The organism is Streptomyces sp. NPDC002476, from assembly GCF_042889785.1.
Classification (GTDB): domain Bacteria; phylum Actinomycetota; class Actinomycetes; order Streptomycetales; family Streptomycetaceae; genus Streptomyces.
On sequence record NZ_JBIARH010000013.1, the window covers coordinates 76,290 to 94,103 of the forward strand.

Annotated in this window: 13 protein-coding genes; 9 read left to right on the plus strand and 4 right to left on the minus strand. The window is 72.1% G+C overall.

Features of this window, described 5'->3' with window-relative positions; genetic code table 11:
- The first annotated feature begins 4 nt into the window (after positions 1 to 4).
- The 5 genes from ACFYXM_RS17325 (at position 5) to ACFYXM_RS17345 (ending at position 8,564) form a co-directional block, all read left to right on the plus strand.
- Positions 5 to 1,609 (plus strand): 3' terminal RNA ribose 2'-O-methyltransferase Hen1, encoded by a 1,605-nt coding sequence (locus ACFYXM_RS17325; RefSeq protein ID WP_389290117.1) that lies wholly within the window; start codon positions 5 to 7, stop codon positions 1,607 to 1,609.
- Complete coding sequence (locus tag ACFYXM_RS17330) at positions 1,606 to 4,179, plus strand: polynucleotide kinase-phosphatase (protein WP_389290119.1); 2,574 nt, start codon at positions 1,606 to 1,608, stop codon at positions 4,177 to 4,179. Before ACFYXM_RS17325 ends, ACFYXM_RS17330 begins: the two co-directional genes overlap by 4 nt.
- A 219-nt stretch (positions 4,180 to 4,398) precedes the next feature.
- A complete protein-coding gene (locus tag ACFYXM_RS17335; RefSeq protein ID WP_389290121.1) occupies positions 4,399 to 5,634 on the plus strand; it encodes an arginine deiminase in 1,236 nt (411 codons plus the stop codon).
- 179 nt (positions 5,635 to 5,813) lie between these two features.
- A complete protein-coding gene (argF, locus tag ACFYXM_RS17340; protein ID WP_389290123.1) occupies positions 5,814 to 6,851 on the plus strand; it encodes an ornithine carbamoyltransferase in 1,038 nt (345 codons plus the stop codon).
- Positions 6,852 to 7,124: 273 nt separating this feature from the next.
- The gene (locus ACFYXM_RS17345) at positions 7,125 to 8,564 is read left to right on the plus strand and encodes an amino acid permease (RefSeq protein WP_389290124.1); all 1,440 of its coding nucleotides are present in this window, start codon (positions 7,125 to 7,127) and stop codon (positions 8,562 to 8,564) included.
- A 66-nt stretch (positions 8,565 to 8,630) separates the two neighbouring features.
- Here the strand turns inward: ACFYXM_RS17345 and ACFYXM_RS17350 are convergent, their stop codons facing one another.
- Complete coding sequence (locus tag ACFYXM_RS17350) at positions 8,631 to 9,065, minus strand: ATP-binding protein (RefSeq protein WP_389290126.1); 435 nt, start codon at positions 9,063 to 9,065, stop codon at positions 8,631 to 8,633.
- 229 nt (positions 9,066 to 9,294) lie between these two features.
- Between ACFYXM_RS17350 and ACFYXM_RS17355 the strand changes: the two genes are divergently transcribed.
- Positions 9,295 to 10,122 (plus strand): enoyl-CoA hydratase family protein, encoded by an 828-nt coding sequence (locus tag ACFYXM_RS17355; protein WP_389290128.1) that lies wholly within the window; start codon positions 9,295 to 9,297, stop codon positions 10,120 to 10,122.
- Between the two features lie 136 nt (positions 10,123 to 10,258).
- Positions 10,259 to 12,529 (plus strand): bifunctional salicylyl-CoA 5-hydroxylase/oxidoreductase, encoded by a 2,271-nt coding sequence (locus ACFYXM_RS17360; RefSeq protein WP_389290273.1) that lies wholly within the window; start codon positions 10,259 to 10,261, stop codon positions 12,527 to 12,529.
- Positions 12,530 to 12,597: 68 nt separating this feature from the next.
- On the opposite strand, the gene ACFYXM_RS17365 is transcribed toward ACFYXM_RS17360, so the two are convergent.
- Both ACFYXM_RS17365 and ACFYXM_RS17370 read right to left on the minus strand, forming a co-directional pair.
- Entirely contained in the window at positions 12,598 to 13,128 is a 531-nt protein-coding gene (locus ACFYXM_RS17365; RefSeq protein WP_389290130.1) for a GNAT family N-acetyltransferase, read from the minus strand.
- Between the two features lie 46 nt (positions 13,129 to 13,174).
- A complete protein-coding gene (locus ACFYXM_RS17370; protein WP_389290132.1) occupies positions 13,175 to 14,839 on the minus strand; it encodes an AMP-binding protein in 1,665 nt (554 codons plus the stop codon).
- A gap of 243 nt (positions 14,840 to 15,082) precedes the next feature.
- On the opposite strand from ACFYXM_RS17370, the gene ACFYXM_RS17375 reads away from it, so the two are divergent.
- Entirely contained in the window at positions 15,083 to 16,243 is a 1,161-nt protein-coding gene (locus tag ACFYXM_RS17375) for an acyl-CoA dehydrogenase family protein (protein WP_389290134.1), read from the plus strand.
- A complete protein-coding gene (locus tag ACFYXM_RS17380; RefSeq protein WP_389290136.1) occupies positions 16,240 to 16,641 on the plus strand; it encodes a RidA family protein in 402 nt (133 codons plus the stop codon). Before ACFYXM_RS17375 ends, ACFYXM_RS17380 begins: the two co-directional genes overlap by 4 nt.
- Before the next feature lie 11 nt (positions 16,642 to 16,652).
- Here the strand turns inward: ACFYXM_RS17380 and ACFYXM_RS17385 are convergent, their stop codons facing one another.
- Positions 16,653 to 17,786, minus strand: a complete 1,134-nt coding sequence (locus tag ACFYXM_RS17385; protein WP_389290138.1) for an FAD-dependent monooxygenase — start codon at positions 17,784 to 17,786, stop codon at positions 16,653 to 16,655.
- Positions 17,787 to 17,814: the final 28 nt, after the last annotated feature.

Genomic DNA, 17,814 nt, shown 5'->3' on the forward strand with positions numbered 1-17,814 from the left:
ACGCGTGTTCCTGACGATCAGTACCACCGGCGATCCGGAACGTCCGGCGACCGACCTCGGCTTTCTGCTGCACAAGCACCCCGACAAGGCGCAGGCGTTCTCCACCTCCCACGGCACGGCCCACGTCTTCTACCCCGAGGCGTCCGCCGAGCGGTGCACCGCGGCGCTTCTGCTGGAGGTGGATCCGGTGGCACTGGTACGTCGGGGCAAGCGGAAGGGCCAAGCCCCCGACGCGGCGCTCGCGCAGTACGTCAACGACCGTCCGTACGCGGCGTCCTCGCTGCTCTCCGTGGCGATGAGCACCGTCTTCAAGTCCGCGCTGAGAGGGGTGTGCCAGGCGCTTCCCGAGCGCGCCGGGACGCCGCTCCCGTTGCGGATCGAGGTACCGGCGCTGCCGGCGCGCGGTGGGCCGGAGCTGGTGCGCAGGCTGTTCGGGCCGCTCGGCTGGACGAGCGTGGACGCCGTGGCCGTACCGCTGGACGAGCGGTTCCCGGAGTGGGGGGACTCGCGGTACGTACGGCTGGTGCTGGAGGGCGAGTCGAGACTCGCCGACGCGTTGCGGCAGTTGTACGTGCTGCTGCCGGTGCTCGACGACGCCAAGCACTACTGGGTCGCGCCGGACGAGGTGGACAAGCTGCTGCGGGCGGGGGAGGGCTGGCTGGCCACGCACCCCGAGCAGAAGCTGATCACCAGCCGCTATCTGTCCTGGCGGTGGGGCCTGACCCGGCAGGCGGCACAGCGGCTCGAACTGGTGCGGCTCGCCGAGTCGGACGACCTCGACGTCGAGAACGTCGACAACGCGGTGGACGAGACCAAGGACACCGAGGAGAGGCCGGTGCCGCTGGCCGAGCAGCGGCGTACCGCGATTCTGGAGGCGCTGCGTACGGCCGGTGCGTGCCGGGTGCTCGACCTCGGCTGCGGCCAGGGCCAGTTGGTGCAGGCACTGCTCAAGGACGCCGCGTTCACGGAGATCGTGGGCGTCGATGTCTCCATGCGCGCCCTCACCATCGCCGCGCGGCGGCTGAAGCTGGACCGGATGGGCGAGCGGCAGGCCGCGCGGGTCACGCTCCAGCAGGGTTCGCTCACCTACACCGACAAGCGGTTGAAGGGCTACGACGCCGCCGTTCTCAGCGAGGTCGTCGAACACCTCGACCTGCCGAGGCTGCCCGCGCTGGAGTACGCGGTGTTCGGTTCGGCCCGCCCCCGGACCGTGCTCGTGACGACGCCGAACGTCGAGTACAACGTTCGCTGGGAGACGCTCCCGGCCGGACAGGTGCGCCACGGCGACCACCGGTTCGAGTGGACCAGGGCGGAGTTCCGCGACTGGGCCGGGGACGTGGCGGAGCGGCACGGATACGGCGTCGAGTTCCGCCCCGTGGGGCCCGACGCCCCGGAGGTCGGGCCGCCGACGCAGATGGCCGTGTTCACGATGACCGCCGCCGACGACGGCACCACGCACCGGTCCGGAGACCGGGCCGGGGACACCCCCGGGAACGCGCCCCGGGACAACCGTGGCAATGGGCCCCGGAACGGATCCGGGGACGGATCCGACAACGGGACCGAGTACCCGGCCGAGTGCCGGGCCGAGAAGGAGGGAGAAGCCGCATGACCAGTACGTCCCGCACCCTGCCCGTGACCGACCTCTCCCTCGTGGTGCTCATCGGGGCCAGTGGTTCCGGAAAGTCCACGTTCGCCCACCGGCACTTCAAGCCGACACAGGTGGTCTCCTCGGACTTCTGCCGAGGGCTCGTCGCCGACGACGAGAACGACCAGAGCGCCAGCCGCGATGCCTTCGACGTCCTGCACACCATCGTCGGCAAGCGGCTCGCCGCCGGCCGGCTGACCGTGGTGGACGCCACCAACGTCCAGGCCGAGGGCCGCAGACAGCTGGTCCAGCTGGCCCGCAGTCACGACGTGCTGCCCGTCGCGATCGTCCTCGACCTGCCCGAGGAGGTCTGCCTCGCCCGCAACGCGACCCGCCCCGACCGCGCCGGCATGCCGCGTCATGTCGTCCAGCGCCACCGCCGCGAACTGCGGCGCTCGCTGCGCGGTCTGGAGCGCGAGGGCTTCCGCAAGGTGCACGTCCTGCGCACCGAGGAGGAGGTCGAGCACGCCGAGGTCGTACTGGAGCGCCGCTACAACGACCTGCGCCACCTCACCGGCCCCTTCGACATCATCGGCGACGTCCACGGCTGCAGTTCCGAACTGGAGACACTGCTCGGCAAGCTCGGATACGTCGACGGCGCGCACCCCGACGGGCGCACGGCCGTCTTCGTCGGTGACCTGGTGGACCGGGGCCCGGACAGCCCCGGCGTGCTGCGCCGCGTCATGTCCATGGTGTCGGCGGGCAACGCCCTGTGCGTGCCGGGCAACCACGAGAACAAGCTCGGCCGGTACCTCAAGGGCCGCAAGGTCCAGCACACCCACGGACTGGCCGAGACCATCGAGCAGTTGGACCGGGAGGACGAGAAGGACCCGGCCTTCCGGGAACGGGTGCGGGAGTTCATCGACGGACTCGTCAGTCACTACGTGCTCGACGGGGGAGCGCTCGTCGTCTGCCACGCCGGGCTGCCCGAGAAGTACCACGGCCGCACCTCCGGCCGGGTCCGCTCGCACGCGCTGTACGGGGAGACCACCGGAGAGACCGACGAGTTCGGCCTGCCCGTGCGCTACCCGTGGGCGGAGGAGTACCGCGGCAGTGCCGCCGTGATCTACGGCCACACCCCGGTGCCCCGCACCTCCTGGATCAACAACACCCTCTGCCTGGACACGGGCGCGGTCTTCGGCGGGAGGATGACCGCGCTGCGGTGGCCGGAGCGCGAGATCGTCGACGTACCGGCCGAGCGGGTCTGGTACGAGCCGGTCGGACCGTTGGCCACCGAGGCGCCCGGGGGCCGGGAGGGACGGCCGCTGGACCTCGCCGACGTGCAGGGGCACCGGATCGTGGAGACCCGGCACATGGGCCGTGTCGCGGTCCGCGAGGAGAACGCGGCGGCGGCGCTCGAAGTGATGAGCCGGTTCGCCGCCGATCCCCGGCTGCTCGGCTATCTGCCCCCGACCATGGCGCCCACGGCCACCTCGCGCGAGGACGGGTATCTGGAGCACCCGGCCGAGGCGTTCGACCAGTACCGGGCGGACGGCGTCGCCCGGGTCGTGTGCGAGGAGAAGCACATGGGCTCCCGTGCGGTGGTCCTGGTCTGCCGGGACGCGGAGACCGCCCGCGAGCGCTTCGGCGTGGGGGACACCCGCCGCGTCCCCGGCGGTGCGGACGGCCCGACCGGCGCGCTGTACACCCGTACCGGACGCCCGTTCTTCGACGACGCCGCGCTCACCGAGGCGGTCCTCGACCGGCTGCGCACCGCCGTCACCGCAGCCGGGCTCTGGGAGGAGTGGGGCACCGACTGGGTGCTGCTCGACGCCGAGCTGATGCCGTGGTCCCTCAAGGCGTCCGGCCTGCTGCGCTCGCAGTACGCCGCCGTCGGCGCCGCTGCGGGGGCGGCCCTTCCCGCTGCGGGCGACGCCCTCGCGGCAGCGGCGGCGCGCGGTGTGGACGTGACCGCTCTCGCGGACCGTCGGCGCGGGCGCGCCGAGGACGCGGCCGCGTTCACCGAGGCGTACCGCCGTTACTGCTGGAGCACCCGGGGCCTGGACGGGGTCCGGCTCGCGCCGTTCCAGGTCCTCGCCGTGGCGGGTCGCTCGCTGGCCCCGGTACCGCACGACGAGCAGCTCGCCTGGATCGACCGGCTGGTCGAGCACGATCCGACCGGACTGCTCCAGGTCACCCGTCGGCTCGTCGTCGACACGGGGGACGAGGCATCCGTGCGCTCGGGGATCGACTGGTGGCTGGAGCTGACGCGGAGCGGCGGCGAGGGCATGGTCGTCAAACCGCTCGCCGCGCTCGTGCGGGACGCCCGGGGACGGCTCGTCCAGCCCGGTCTCAAGGTGCGAGGCCGGGAGTACCTCCGGATCATCTACGGACCCGAGTACACCCGCCCGGAGAACCTGGAGCGGCTGCGCGGCCGGTTCCTCGGCCACAAGCGCTTGCTGGCGCTGCGGGAGTACGCGCTCGGGCTCGAAGCGCTGGAGCGGCTGGCGGGAGGGGAGCCGCTGTGGCGGGTGCACGAAGCGGTGTTCGCGGTGCTGGCCCTGGAGTCGGAGCCGGTCGACCCCCGTCTCTGACGCCCGCCTCCGAGGCCCCGTCCGGCGGTGGGACCATGAGGGGGCGACCCGCCGGTCACGGCCACCCGGCCCCGCCCGGCACGTCGCGCCGGGACACGGCGCGCACGCCGTCCGTACCCGCCCGCGGCGGCCGGCATGGATGGCGTGCGCGCCGCGCAGTGCGGAAACCCGCTGGCGATTCGCCGGGTGAACGGCGCTCCGCACGGTGAGGATGGATACATGGGATTCCACGTCGACTCCGAGACCGGGCGACTGCGCCGCGTCATTCTGCACCGCCCGGATCTGGAACTGAAGCGGCTCACACCCGACAACAAGGACGCGCTCCTGTTCGACGACGTGCTCTGGGTCCGCCGGGCCCGGCAGGAGCACGACGGCTTCGCGGACGTGCTGCGCGACCGCGGGGTGGAGGTGCACCTCTTTGGTGAACTGCTGCGCGAGTCGCTGGAGATCCCGGTGGCCAGACGGCTCGTCCTGGACCGGGTCTTCGACGAGAAGGAGTACGGGCCGCTCGCCACCGAGCACCTGCGGGCCGCCTTCGAGGAGTTGCCCGCCTCCGAGCTGACCGAGGCACTGGTCGGCGGGATGACCAAGCGGGAGTTCCTGGACCGGCACAGCGAGCCGACCTCCGTCCGCTTCCACGTCATGGACCTCGACGACTTCCTGCTCGACCCGCTGCCGAACCATCTCTTCACCCGGGACACCTCCGCCTGGATATACGACGGGGTGTCCATCAACGCGATGCGCTGGCCCGCCCGGCAGCGCGAGACCGTCCACTTCGAGGCGATCTACCGCCACCACCCCCTCTTCACGGGCCCCGACGCGGGTGCCTTCCACCACTGGTCCGAGGGGCAGGACGACTACCCCTCCACCATCGAGGGCGGTGACGTCCTGGTCATCGGGCACGGCGCCGTGCTCATCGGGATGAGCGAGCGCACCACCCCGCAGGCGGTCGAGATGCTGGCCCGCGGGCTGTTCGACGCGGGGTCGGCGCGTACGATCGTGGCGCTCGACATGCCCAAGCGCCGGGCGTTCATGCATCTGGACACGGTCATGACGATGGTCGACGGCGACACCTTCACGAAGTACGCGGGTCTGGGCATGCTGCGCTCGTACACCATCGAGCCGGGCGACGGACCGAGGGACCTGAAGGTCACCGATCATCCGCCCGAGCACATGCACCAGGCGATCGCGCACGCCCTGGGGCTGGACTCGATCCGGGTGCTGACGGCCGTTCAGGGCGTGCACGCCGCCCAGCGCGAGCAGTGGGACGACGGCTGCAACGTGCTCGCCGTCGAGCCGGGCGTCGTCGTCGCCTACGAGCGCAACGCCACCACCAACACCTATTTGCGCAAGGAAGGCATCGAGGTCATCGAGATCCGCGGCAGCGAACTGGGCCGGGGCAGGGGCGGACCCCGTTGCATGAGCTGCCCCGTGGAACGCGACGCCGTACGGTGACCTGGTGCGTCCCGGTGAGCGCTCCCGGTGAGCGACGACTGCCTTCACGCCTCTCCGCGCCGGCCTGCGGAGTCGCTCCCCGTGGGCTTCCCGGGAGGGGCCGTATAGCGATGCATGGTGTCGTATAGACTTCCAGAGTCGCTGTACGTTCGATCACCGCCCCACCCAGGAGCTGTCCCATGGCCATAGACCTCGCAGGCCGCCACTTCCTCAAGGAGCTGGACTTCACGGCCGAGGAGTTCCGCGGTCTGATCGACCTCGCGGCCGAGCTCAAGGCCGCGAAGAAGTCGGGGACCGAAGTGCAGCGGCTGCGCGGCAGGAACATCGCGCTGATCTTCGAGAAGACCTCGACCCGCACCCGTTGCGCCTTCGAGGTGGCCGCCGCGGACCAGGGGGCCTCCACGACGTATCTCGATCCCTCGGGCTCCCAGATGGGGCACAAGGAATCGGTGAAGGACACGGCTCGCGTCCTCGGCCGCATGTTCGACGGCATCGAGTACCGCGGCGACAGTCAGGCGGCCGTCGAGGAGCTGGCCGCCCACGGCGGCGTTCCGGTGTTCAACGGCCTCACCGACGACTGGCACCCGACGCAGATGCTCGCGGACGTCCTCACCATGACCGAGCACTGCGAGAAGCCGCTGGACCGGATCGCCTTCGCCTACCTCGGCGACGCCCGCTTCAACATGGGCAACTCGTACCTGGTCACCGGTGCGCTGCTGGGCATGGACGTGCGGATCGTCGCGCCGAAGCCGTACTGGCCGAACGACGAGGTCGTCGCCGAGGCCCGCAGGCTGGCCGGTGCGAGCGGCGCGACCGTCACGCTCACCGAGGACATCGCCGAGGGTGTCAGGGGTGCGGACTTCGTCGCCACCGACGTCTGGGTCTCCATGGGAGAGCCCAAGGAGGTCTGGGCCGAGCGGATCGAGGCTCTCGCCCCGTACGCCGTGACGATGGACGTCCTGCGGGCCACCGGCAACGCGGACGTGAAGTTTCTGCACTGCCTCCCCGCCTTCCACGACCTCGGCACCGCGGTCGGACGGGACGTCGCCGCGGCCCACGGTCTGACGGAGCTGGAGGTGACCGACGAGGTCTTCGAGTCCGCGCACTCGATCGTCTTCGACGAGGCGGAGAACCGGATGCACACGATCAAGGCCGTCCTGGTGGCCACCCTCGCCGGCCCGGCAGCCGGTGCCGCAGCCCCGGCCGAAGGCGACTGACTGCATGATCATGCACCCGATTGGGTGAACATGCACAGAAGCGATTAATATCGTGCTTCTTGGTGGGGTTCGGGCCCGGACGCTCGGACCCCGCTTGCGTGAGCGCCGCCCACACGGCATCGCGACCCCCTCCGGCAGCCTCGTCCCGAACCGGCCGCCGTACTCCCGTCCGGCTCCGAACCCCCGGCGGCTGCGAAGCCCCACCGGCACCGAGGTCCCCCACAGGCCCCGCGTGCCGCCCCCCCACATGCTCCACCAGAGAAGAGATCCCCCGTGAGTGCGCTGCGCCCGCCGAACCGCTCGATCCCGTCCGGTCCGCGCGTCAAGAACCCCCACCAGCTGATCGCCGAATCCGGCGCGGACCTGGAGGGGCACGGCCTCAAGCGCACCATGGGCCTCTTCCAGCTCGTGTGCTTCGGTGTCGGCGCCGTCGTGGGCACCGGTATCTTCGTCGGCCTCTCCGACAGCGTCGCCGAGGCGGGCCCCGCCGTGGTGCTCTCCTTCGTGCTGGCCGCGATCACCTGTGTCTTCACCGCCTTCTCCTTCGCCGAGCTGGGCAGCGCGATCCCGGTGTCCGGCAGCTCGTACTCCTTCGCCTACGCGACCTTCGGCGAGCGCGTCGCGTTCCTCGTCGGCTGGTGCCTGCTGCTGGAGTACGGGGTCTCGGTCTCCGCGGTCGCCGTCGGCTGGAGCCAGTACGTCAACGAACTCCTGGACAGCCTGTTCGGCGGGCAGCTGCCCGCCGTCCTCTCGGCGGGGCCCGGTGACGGCGGGGTGATCAATCTGCCCGCGGTGCTGGTGATCATGATGGCCGCCGTCCTGCTGGTGCGCGGCGTCCGGGACAGCGCCGGGGCCACCGCCGCGATGGCCGTGCTCAAGATCGGCATTCTGGCCCTGTTCTGCGCCATCGCCTTCACCGCCTACCAGCACGAGAACCTCACGCCCTTCGTCGCGCACGGGGCGGGCGGAATCACCGCGGGCGCGTCGCTGGCGTTCTTCTCCTACATCGGCTTCGACGCCATCACCACCGCGGGCGAGGAGGTCAGGAACCCGCGCCGGAACATCCCGATCGCGATCATGGTCTGCATCGGCCTGGTCACCCTGCTCTACTGCGCCGTCGCGCTCGCCGCCATCGGAGCGCTCGGCCCGCGGGACGTCGCCGACAAGCCCGCCGCGCTCTCGATCGTCGTCGACCAGGTGACCGGCTCGGCCGTCGGCGGCGCGGTCATCGCCTTCGGGGCGGTCGTCGCGATCGCCTCCGTCGTGCTCGCGGTGATGTACGGGCAGACCCGCATCCTGATGTCGATGTCCCGCGACGGCCTGATCCCGCGCGTCTTCGAACGGGTCTCGCCGCGCACGTCGACGCCGGTCGCCAACACCTGGATCGTGGCGGTCGTCTTCGCCGTTCCGGCGGCCTTCTCGTCGCTCGACGTGGTGGTGAACCTGACCACCATCGGCACCCTCGGCACCATGGTCGTGGTGAACCTCGCGGTGATCGTGCTGCGCCGCCGCAACCCCGAGGTGCGGGGCTCGTTCCGGGTGCCGCTGTATCCGCTGAGCCCGCTCCTGGGCGTCGTCTTCTGCTTGTACCTCATGTACGGGACGGGTTGGGCGACCTGGGTGCAGTTCGCCGTGTTCCTGCTGGTGGGCGCGGGGGTGTACGCCTGTTACGGCCGCAGCCGCTCCCGGCTGGCCGCGGCGGAGCCCCGATAGGGCCCGGGCGGCTCCCCGTTCCCCGGACGGACCCCGGTTCGCCGGGCGGCGGCCGTCGCGCCGGGGTCAGTCCCGGGGCGACGCCTGGGACGGCAGGGTGAACCACACGGCCTTGCCCTGTTCCGTCGTGCGGTGACCGCAGGAGGCGCTGAGCGTACGGATGAGCAGCAGGCCCCGGCCGTGCTCCTGCCAGGGGTCCGGTTCGCCGCCGGGCGCGGGACGGGACAGGTCGCCGGGCGGTGTGGGGTCGCGGTCGTGCACCTCCACCTGCCAGCCGCTCGGACAGAGCTCCACCACCAGCTCGATGGGTTCGTCGCCGCGCGTGTGCTCCACCGCGTTCGCGACCAGCTCCGCGGTGAGGAGCTCGGCGGTCTCGGAGCCGGCCGCCTCCCCGATGTCCGCCAGTGCCGTACGGATCAGCGCGCGGGCGACCGGTACGGCCACCGTCGAGTGCGGCAGGGCGATCCGCCAGGAGGCGGGAAAGGGGGCATCGGAGGGCACGGCAGCGTTTCCGTTCCGGAGTCGGGGACTCTCTTGAGGTCAATAACTTCTGAACTTCAACCTTACGAAGCGCAATAACACGGACAAGGGTCCGCCGACCGGTACGAAGGGGGACGTTCGGCACTACGTTCTCACGCCCCCGCTTATCTCGTTTCCGTGACGGTAGTCACATGCGAGTGATACGTTCGTGTGCAGGCAGCGGCCCGACGGCTGAAGGGGAGTCCCCTCCATGAGTCCGTTTCCCAGCTCCGCCCCCCGAACGGATGACTGGCGTCATCTGCGGCTGACGATGGACGACGGGGTCGCCACCGTCACCCTCGCCCGCCCCGAGAGACTCAACGCGCTCACCTTCGGCGCCTACGCCGATCTGCGCGACCTGCTCGCCGAGCTGTCCCGCGAGCGCGCCGTACGCGCTCTGGTCCTCGCGGGGGAGGGACGTGGATTCTGCTCCGGCGGGGACGTCGACGACATCATCGGCGCCACCCTCGCCATGGACACCGCCCAACTGCTCGACTTCAACCGCATGACCGGTCAGGTGGTGCGGGCCCTGCGCGAAGCGCCGTTCCCCGTCGTCGCCGCCGTGCACGGCGTGGCCGCCGGTGCCGGGGCGGTTCTCGCACTGGCGGCGGACTTCCGGGTCGCCGACCCCTCCGCCCGTTTCGCCTTCCTCTTCACCAGGGTCGGCCTCTCCGGCGGCGACATGGGCGCCGCCTATCTGCTCCCGCGCGTCGTCGGCCTCGGACACGCCACCCGGCTGCTGATGCTCGGCGAACCGGTTCGCGCTCCGGAGGCGGAGCGGATCGGGCTGATCAGCGAGCTGACCGAGGAGGGCGGCGCGAACGCGCGGGCGGCCGCGCTGGCCCGCCGCCTCGCCGACGGACCGGCGCTCGCCCTCGCCCAGACCAAGGCGCTGCTGACCGCGGAACTCGACATGCCCCTCGCCGCCGCGGTGGAGATGGACGCCGCGACCCAGGCCCTCCTGATGAACGGCGAGGACTACGCGGAATTCCATGCGGCCTTCACCGAAAAACGGCCGCCGAAGTGGCAGGGGCGGTAGCGCCGTGCCTCCCGATGCGAGGGTGCCCGATGCGGCGGCGTCCGATGCGGCGGTGCGCGGGGCGGCGGTGTGCGGGGCGACGCCCCTCGGCTCGGCGACGGCCGGTGCGAAGCCGGCCGACGGGCGACGGACCGGCGTGCAGCGGATCGCGGTCATCGGCGGCGGGCCCGGCGGCCTCTACGCCGCCGCCCTGCTCAAGCGGCTCGGCCCGGAGCGCGACATCACGGTCTGGGAACGCAACGCCCCCGACGACACCTTCGGCTTCGGTGTCGTCCTCTCCGACGAGACCCTCGGCGGCATCGAGCACGCCGACCCCGTCGTCCACGCCGCCCTCCAGGACGAGTTCGTCCGCTGGGACGCCATCGACATCGTCCACCGTGGGGTGACCCAGACCTCCGGCGGTCACGGCTTCGCGGCGCTGGGCAGACGCAGGCTGCTGGAGATCCTGCACGCGCGCTGCGACTCCCTCGGCGTACGGCTCCGCTTCCGCACCGAGGCCCCGCCCGCCGCCGAACTGGCGGCCGCGCACGATCTGGTGATCGCCGCCGACGGGGTGCACAGCCTCACCCGCGCCGCCCACGCCGATGTCCTCGTCCCCCGTCTCACCCCGCACCGCTGCCGTTACATCTGGCTCGCCGCGGACTTCGCCCTCGACGCGTTCCGCTTCGAGATCGCCGAGACCGCACACGGGGTGATGCAGCTCCACGGCTACCCCTTTTCCGCCGACGCCTCCACGGTCATCGTCGAGATGCGCGAGGAGGTGTGGCGGGACGCCGGATTCGACACCGCCGACGTGACGCACTCGATCGCACGCTGTGCCGACGTCTTCCGCGAGACGCTCGGCGGCCGGCCGCTGCGGTCCAACAACTCCGCCTGGCTCACGTTCCGTACCGTCGTCAACGCCCGCTGGTCGCACGGCAACACGGTGCTCATCGGCGACGCCGCCCACACCGCGCACTTCTCCATCGGCTCCGGCACCAAACTCGCCGTCGAGGACGCCCTCGCGCTCGCCGCCTGCGTCGAGGAACAGCCCGGCCTGCCCGCCGCGCTGGCCGCGTACGAGGCCGAACGCCGGCCGGTCGTCGAGTCGACCCAGCGGGCCGCGACGGCCAGCCTGCGCTGGTTCGAGGAACTGGGCACCTACGTCGACCAGCCGCCCCGCCAGTTCGCGTTCAACCTCCTCACTCGCAGCCGCCGCGTCACCCACGACAACCTGCGGATGCGTGACGCCTCCTTCACCGCCGCCGTCGAGGAGGAGTTCGGCACCGTCCCCGGCACTCCGCCCATGTTCACCCCGCTGCGGCTGCGCGGTCTCGCGCTCCGCAACCGCGTCGTCGTCTCACCGATGGACATGTACTCGGCCGTCGACGGCGTTCCCGGCGACTTCCACCTCGTCCACCTGGGCGCCAGGGCGCTCGGCGGGGCCGGACTCGTCATGACGGAAATGGTGTGCGTGAGCGCCGCAGGCCGCATCACTCCTGGCTGCGCCGGGCTCTACACCGCCGAACAGGCCGCCGCCTGGGCCCGGATCACCGACTTCGTCCACGCGAGCTCACCCGGGACGGCCATCGGCGTCCAGCTCGGCCACGCCGGGCGCAAGGGCTCCACCAAGCTCATGTGGGAGGGCATCGACCAGCCCCTCGACCACGGCAACTGGCCCGTGGCCGCCGCCTCCCCGGTCCCGTACACGGCCGGTGTCAGCCAGATTCCGCACGCCCTGGACCGGGCCGGGCTCGCCGCCGTGCGCGAACAGTTCGCGGCGGCGGCCCGGCGCGCCGACCACGCGGGATTCGACCTGCTCGAACTCCACTGCGGGCACGGCTATCTGCTGTCCGGCTTCCTCTCGCCGCTCACCAACCACCGCACCGACGCGTACGGCGGGCCGCTGAGGAACCGGCTCCGCTACCCCCTCGAGGTCTTCGACACGGTCCGTGCCGCATGGCCCGACGACCGCCCGGTGATCGTCCGCATCTCCGCCACGGACTGGGCCGAGGGCGGCACCACGGCCGAGGACGCCGTCGAGATCGCCCGCGCCTTCGTCGCCCGCGGGGCCGACGCCATCGACGTGTCGACGGGGCAGGTCGTCGCCGAGGAACGCCCCGAGTTCGGCCGCTCCTACCAGACCCCGTACGCCGACCGGATCCGCAACACGGTGTGCGTGCCCGTCGTCGCGGTCGGCGCGATCTCCTCCTGGGACGACGTCAACTCCCTGCTGCTCGCGGGCCGGGCCGACCTCTGCGCCCTGGCCCGGCCACACCTCTACGACCCGCACTGGACGCTGCACGCCGCGGCCGAACAGGACTACGGCGGCCCCGGCGCGCCCTGGCCGCCCCCGTACCGCGCGGGCAGTCGCACCCCGCCGACCGGCCGCACCGACGCCCCGAGACCCCGGCTCACCCTGGGGTGACGGGCCGGCACCCGTGGCAGAGGCACGGATCGGGGCGCGGCGCCCCGTGACGGGCGTCCGGGGCCCGCTCATCGGTCCGCCGCGGCGAGCAGCAGGCGGTCCGAGACCGGGCGGTAGCCGATGCGGCGGTACACGCCGTTGCTCGTCGGATTGGCGAGATCGGTGAAGAGGAGCACCTCCGCCGCGCCGGCCTTCCGCGCCGCCCGGCTCGCCCGCGCCGTCACCGCGGACGCGTATCCGCGGCGGCCGTGCTCGGGAGGTGTGCAGACCGCGGCGATCCGCACCATGCCGGCGATGCGCGGCGAGACGCCCGCCATCGACACCGGGACACCGCCGTCCTCCCAGAGCGTCAGCCCGCCGGACGCCGTCCGTTCGTCCGCCAGCCGCTCGGGGCGGGGTCTGCACCAGCGTCCCTGCGACCCGTCCGCGCCGCGCCACCACCCCAGCAGCGGATCGGCGTCACCGAAGGCATGGGGGCCGCCCAGCCGCAGGGCGGCGGTGACGGTCAGAACCAGGGTGTTCTCGGCGGGCCGGGTGGTCAGCGAGGCCCCGGCCGCGTCGAGGAACACCTCGACGTCATGCGTGAGGGTCCAGGTCATGCCTCATCCTGCCGGGAGCGCCGGGGACGGGGCACCCGCATTTCCCTCAGGCCCCTCCGGGACGCTCCTCGCGGAGACGGAAACGCTGCAGCTTCCCGGTCGCCGTGCGGGGGAGAGCGGGCAGGAACTCGATGACGCGCGGACACTTGTACGGGGACAGCTCGCCCTTCACATACGTACGCAACGCCTCGGCCGACAGCTCCGCGCCCGCGCGCAGCACCACGTACGCCACCACGATCCGGCCGCGCAGCTCGTCCGCCCTGCCCACCACCGCCGCCTCCGCGACCGAGGGATGGTGCAGGAGGACGTCCTCGACCTCGGGGCCCGCGATGTTGTAGCCGGAGGAAATGATCATGTCGTCCGCGCGGGCGACGTAACGGAAGTAGCCGTCCGCGTCGCGCACATAGGTGTCGCCGGTGATGTTCCAGCCGTGCGCCACGTACTCCCGCTGGCGTTCGTCGGCGAGGTAGCGGCAGCCGATCGGACCGCGCACCGCGAGGAGACCGGGTTCCCCGTCCGGCACCTGTCGCCCCTCGCGGTCCAGCACCCGCGCCTGCCAGCCGGGCACGGGAACCCCGGTGGTGCCGGGGCGGACCGCGTCGTCGGCGGCGGAGACGAAGATGTGCAGCAGCTCGGTGGCGCCGATGCCGTTGATGATGCGCAGCCCCGTCCGCTCGTACCAGGACCGCCAGGTGGCGGCCGGAAGGTTCTCCCCGGCGGAGACGCAGCGCCGCAGCGCGCTCAGGTCGTGTGCGTCCACCTGGTCGAGCATCAGGCGGTAGGCGGTCGGAGCGGTGAACAGGACCGAGACCCGGTGGGCGGCGAGCGCGGACAGCAGCCGCTCCGGACCGGACTGTTCGAGCAGCAGCGCACTGGCACCGGCCCGGAGCGGGAAGACCACCAGACCGCCGAGTCCGAAGGTGAAGCCGAGCGGGGGACTTCCCGCGAACACGTCGTCGGGCGTGGGGCGCAGCACATGGCGCGAGAACGTGTCCGCGATGGCGAGCACGTCCCGGTGGAAGTGCATGCAGCCCTTGGGACGCCCGGTGGTGCCCGAGGTGAACGCGATCAGCGCGACGTCGTCCGCCGCCGTGTCCACCGGGACGTACGGTCCTCTCCCGTCCTCGGCTCCGTTCTCGGCGACGGCCCCGGCCCCGGCCCCGGTCCCCGCCCCGGTCGGGCGGAGCGGATCGTCCGGTGCGCCACCTCCGTACACCGTGATCCGCAGCCCCGGCACCTCCGCCCGCACCAGGTCGTCGACCGACCGGACGTCGCACAGGGCGTGGCTCACCCGGGCGATCGAGCAGATGGTGGCGAGTTCGGCCGCCCGCTGCCGGTCCAGGACCGTGACGGCTATGGCGCCCGCCTTCAGCACCGCGAGCCAACAGGCGGCCAGACGGGGGGTGGTGGGACCCCGCAGCAGCACCCGGTTGCCGGGGACGACCCCCAGATCGGAGGTCAGGACGTGGGCGATCCGGTCCACCCGCTCCCGCAGCTCCCCGTAGCTCCACATCCCGCCGTCGGGGGTGCGGAAGGCGGGGCGGTCCGGGCCCAGCCGGTCGACGGTCCGGTCCAGCAGTTCCGCCGCGCAGTTGAGCCGGGCCGGATAGCGCAGTTCGGGGAGATCGAAGAGCAGGTCCGGCCACTGGTCCGGGGGAGGGAGGTGCTCCCGGGCGAAGGTGTCGAGGTGCGCTGAGGTCTTCGGGTCCATGAAGGATCGCCCCCTTGTCGCCTCTGGAGCGTATCGTTCGGGTGACGGTAGTCAACGGTCCGCGACAGACGAACGGGCGCGAGACCGTCGGAGGACCGGCCTGCGGACCGGGTACGGAACATGACGTACCGAGAGGTCCGATGGGCGGGGGACGGAAGTCCGGCGGACAGGAGACGCAGGAACGGGGAAGACGACAGAACGAGAAGGACGACTCAGACGAGACGCGACAGGAGAGACGCCGCGATGACGGCATTCTCGCTCGATCCGGCACAGACCTCGTGGTGCGAGGAGTTGAGAGTCCTCGCCGAACAGCGACTGCGCCCCCTCGCCGAAAAGGGCGAACCTGGCCACGTGAACCGCCCCTTGATCGCCGCGCTCGGCGCGTCGGGTCTGCTCGACCGGATGCTGGACTCCGGAGCGCTCGACCTCTGTCTGCTCCGCGAGTCCCTGGCCCGTGGCTGTACCGGGGCGGAGACCGCCCTGGCCCTCCAGGGTCTCGGCAGCCACCCGGTGCACCGGGCCGGTACGCCCGCCCAGCGGGCGCGCTGGCTGCCCGAGGTGCGGGCGGGGCGTGCGGTGGCAGCCTTCGCGCTCAGCGAGCCGGGTGCCGGCTCCGACGCGGCGGCCCTGGCCCTGGACGCGGCCCCCGACGGGGGCCGCGGTCCCGGATCCGGTTCCGGTGCGGGCCGCTGCTGGCGGCTCACCGGTGAGAAGTGCTGGATCTCCAACGCCCCGGAGGCCGACTTCTACACCGTCTTCGCCCGTACGACCCGGGGCGCCGGATCACGCGGCGTCACCGCGTTCCTGGTGCCCGCCGACCGTCCCGGACTCACCGGCTCCGCACTGGACATGCTCTCGCCGCACCCCATCGGAACCCTGCGCTTCGACGGTGTCCCCGTCACCGTCGAGGACGTGCTCGGCGAACCGGACCGCGGCTTCCGGGTCGCCATGGACACCCTGAACCTGTTCCGCCCCAGCGTGGGCGCGTTCGCCGTGGGCATGGCCCGCGCCGCCCTGGACGCCACGCTCGCCCACACCGCCGGACGCACCGCTTTCGGCGGCCCGTTGAAGGACCTCCAGGCCGTCTCCCACCAGGTCGCCGAGATGGCCACCCGTACCGAGGCCGCCCGGCTCCTGGTGTACGCGGCGGCCGCCGCGCACGACGCGGGCGAACCGGGCGTGCCGCGCCGCGCGGCCATGGCGAAGCTGTACGCCACCGAGACCGCGCAGTACGTCGTCGACACCGCCGTCCAACTGCACGGCGCCCGCGCCCTGCGCCGCGGTCACCTCCTCGAACACCTCTACCGGGAGGTCCGCGCCCCGCGGATCTACGAGGGCGCCAGCGAGGTGCAGCGCACCATCATCGCCCGGGAGTCGTACGCGAACAGGGAGGCGTCCGCATGAGTCCGGTGCACCGGATCAACCCCGCCGAACTGTCACCCCCGGCGGGGTTCTCGCACGCCACGACGGCCGTCGGCGGCCAACTGGTCTTCCTGGCCGGGCAGACCGCGCTCGACGTGGACGGCGCGATCGTCGGCGCCACGCTGCCCGAGCAGTTCGCGACGGCGCTCGCCAACCTGCTCACCGCCCTGCGTGCGGCGGGCGGTGCCCCGGCGGACCTGGCCCGGGTCACGGTGTACGCCACCGATGTGGCCGACTACCGGGCCCGGGCCGGTGAACTGGGTCGGATCTGGCGCCGGTTGGCGGGCCGCGACTACCCGGCGATGGCGGTCATCGGGGTGGCGAGACTCTGGGACGAGCAGGCGCTCGTCGAACTCGACGGGGTGGCGGTCCTGCCCTGAAAGCCTGTCGGTCAGTAGGGCTTCACCAGTGCGTGGGCCGCGCCCGGTATCCCGATCTTCAGCAGTTCGTCCTCCTCGGGAGTGGTCTCCAGGCCCGTCTCCTGCTTGAGCACGGCACGCGACATGGCCTGTACCCACATGGCCCGGGGGCGGCGGCGGGCCTCCCACGCGGCGAGGGCGACGGCCACATCGTCCTCGGCGTCCAGCGACTGCGCGAGCACCAGCGCGTCCTCCACGGCCATGGCCGCGCCCTGCGCGATGTGCGGGGTGGAGGCGTGCGCGGCGTCACCGGCCAGCACCACCCGGCCGACGTGCCACGGCTCCTCGACCGTGACCTGGGAGATCCGCGAATACACCACCGCGGCCGGGTCGGTGACCGCGGCGAGCGCCTCGGCGACCGGACCGGAGAACATCGTCAGCCGCTCCGCGAACTGCTCGTGCGCGCGCTCCGGATCCGGACGGAAGTCCTCGGGCTCCGCGAACACCGCCGCCAGATACATCAGTTCGTCGGTGATCGGGGTCAGCAGGGCCTTGGTGTCCTTGCCCGCGGTGCCCATCACCACACCCCGGACCCCGGGCTGCCGGGGGACCGTCACCCGCCAGTTGGCGAAACCGGTGTACTCGGGCACGTAACGGTCCCCGTACAGCCGGGTGCGCAACGGCGAACCGATGCCGTCGAATCCGACGACCAGGTCCCAGCGACCGGTGGAGCCGTCGGAGAGGGTGACGTCCACGCCGCTGCCGTCGTCGGTCAGCCCGGTGATGGTGCTGCCGAAGCGGACCGTGGCGCCGGCGGCGACCGCGGCGGCGTTCAGCACCTGTGCCAGGGCGGGGCGCGGGATGCCGTTGTTGGAGGGGGCGCCGTCCATCCTCGGCTGCGGAATCTCGGCGAGCGGCTTGCCCGTCGGGTCGACGATGGTCAGGATCTCCCACTCGAAGCCCACTTCGAGGCAGTCGTCGAGGACCCCGATCTCGCGCATCACGTGGAGGGCGTTGGACGGCTGGATGATGCCGACGCCCAGCGCGTCCAGTTCGTCGCGGATCTCGGCGACCTCGACGGTGTGGCCGCGTCGGCCCAGTGCCGTGGCGAGTGCGAGCCCGCCTATGCCGCCACCGTGAATCAGGACACGCAGGGGTGATGCCATCTCAGAGCTCTCCAGAACGGGGAAGGGC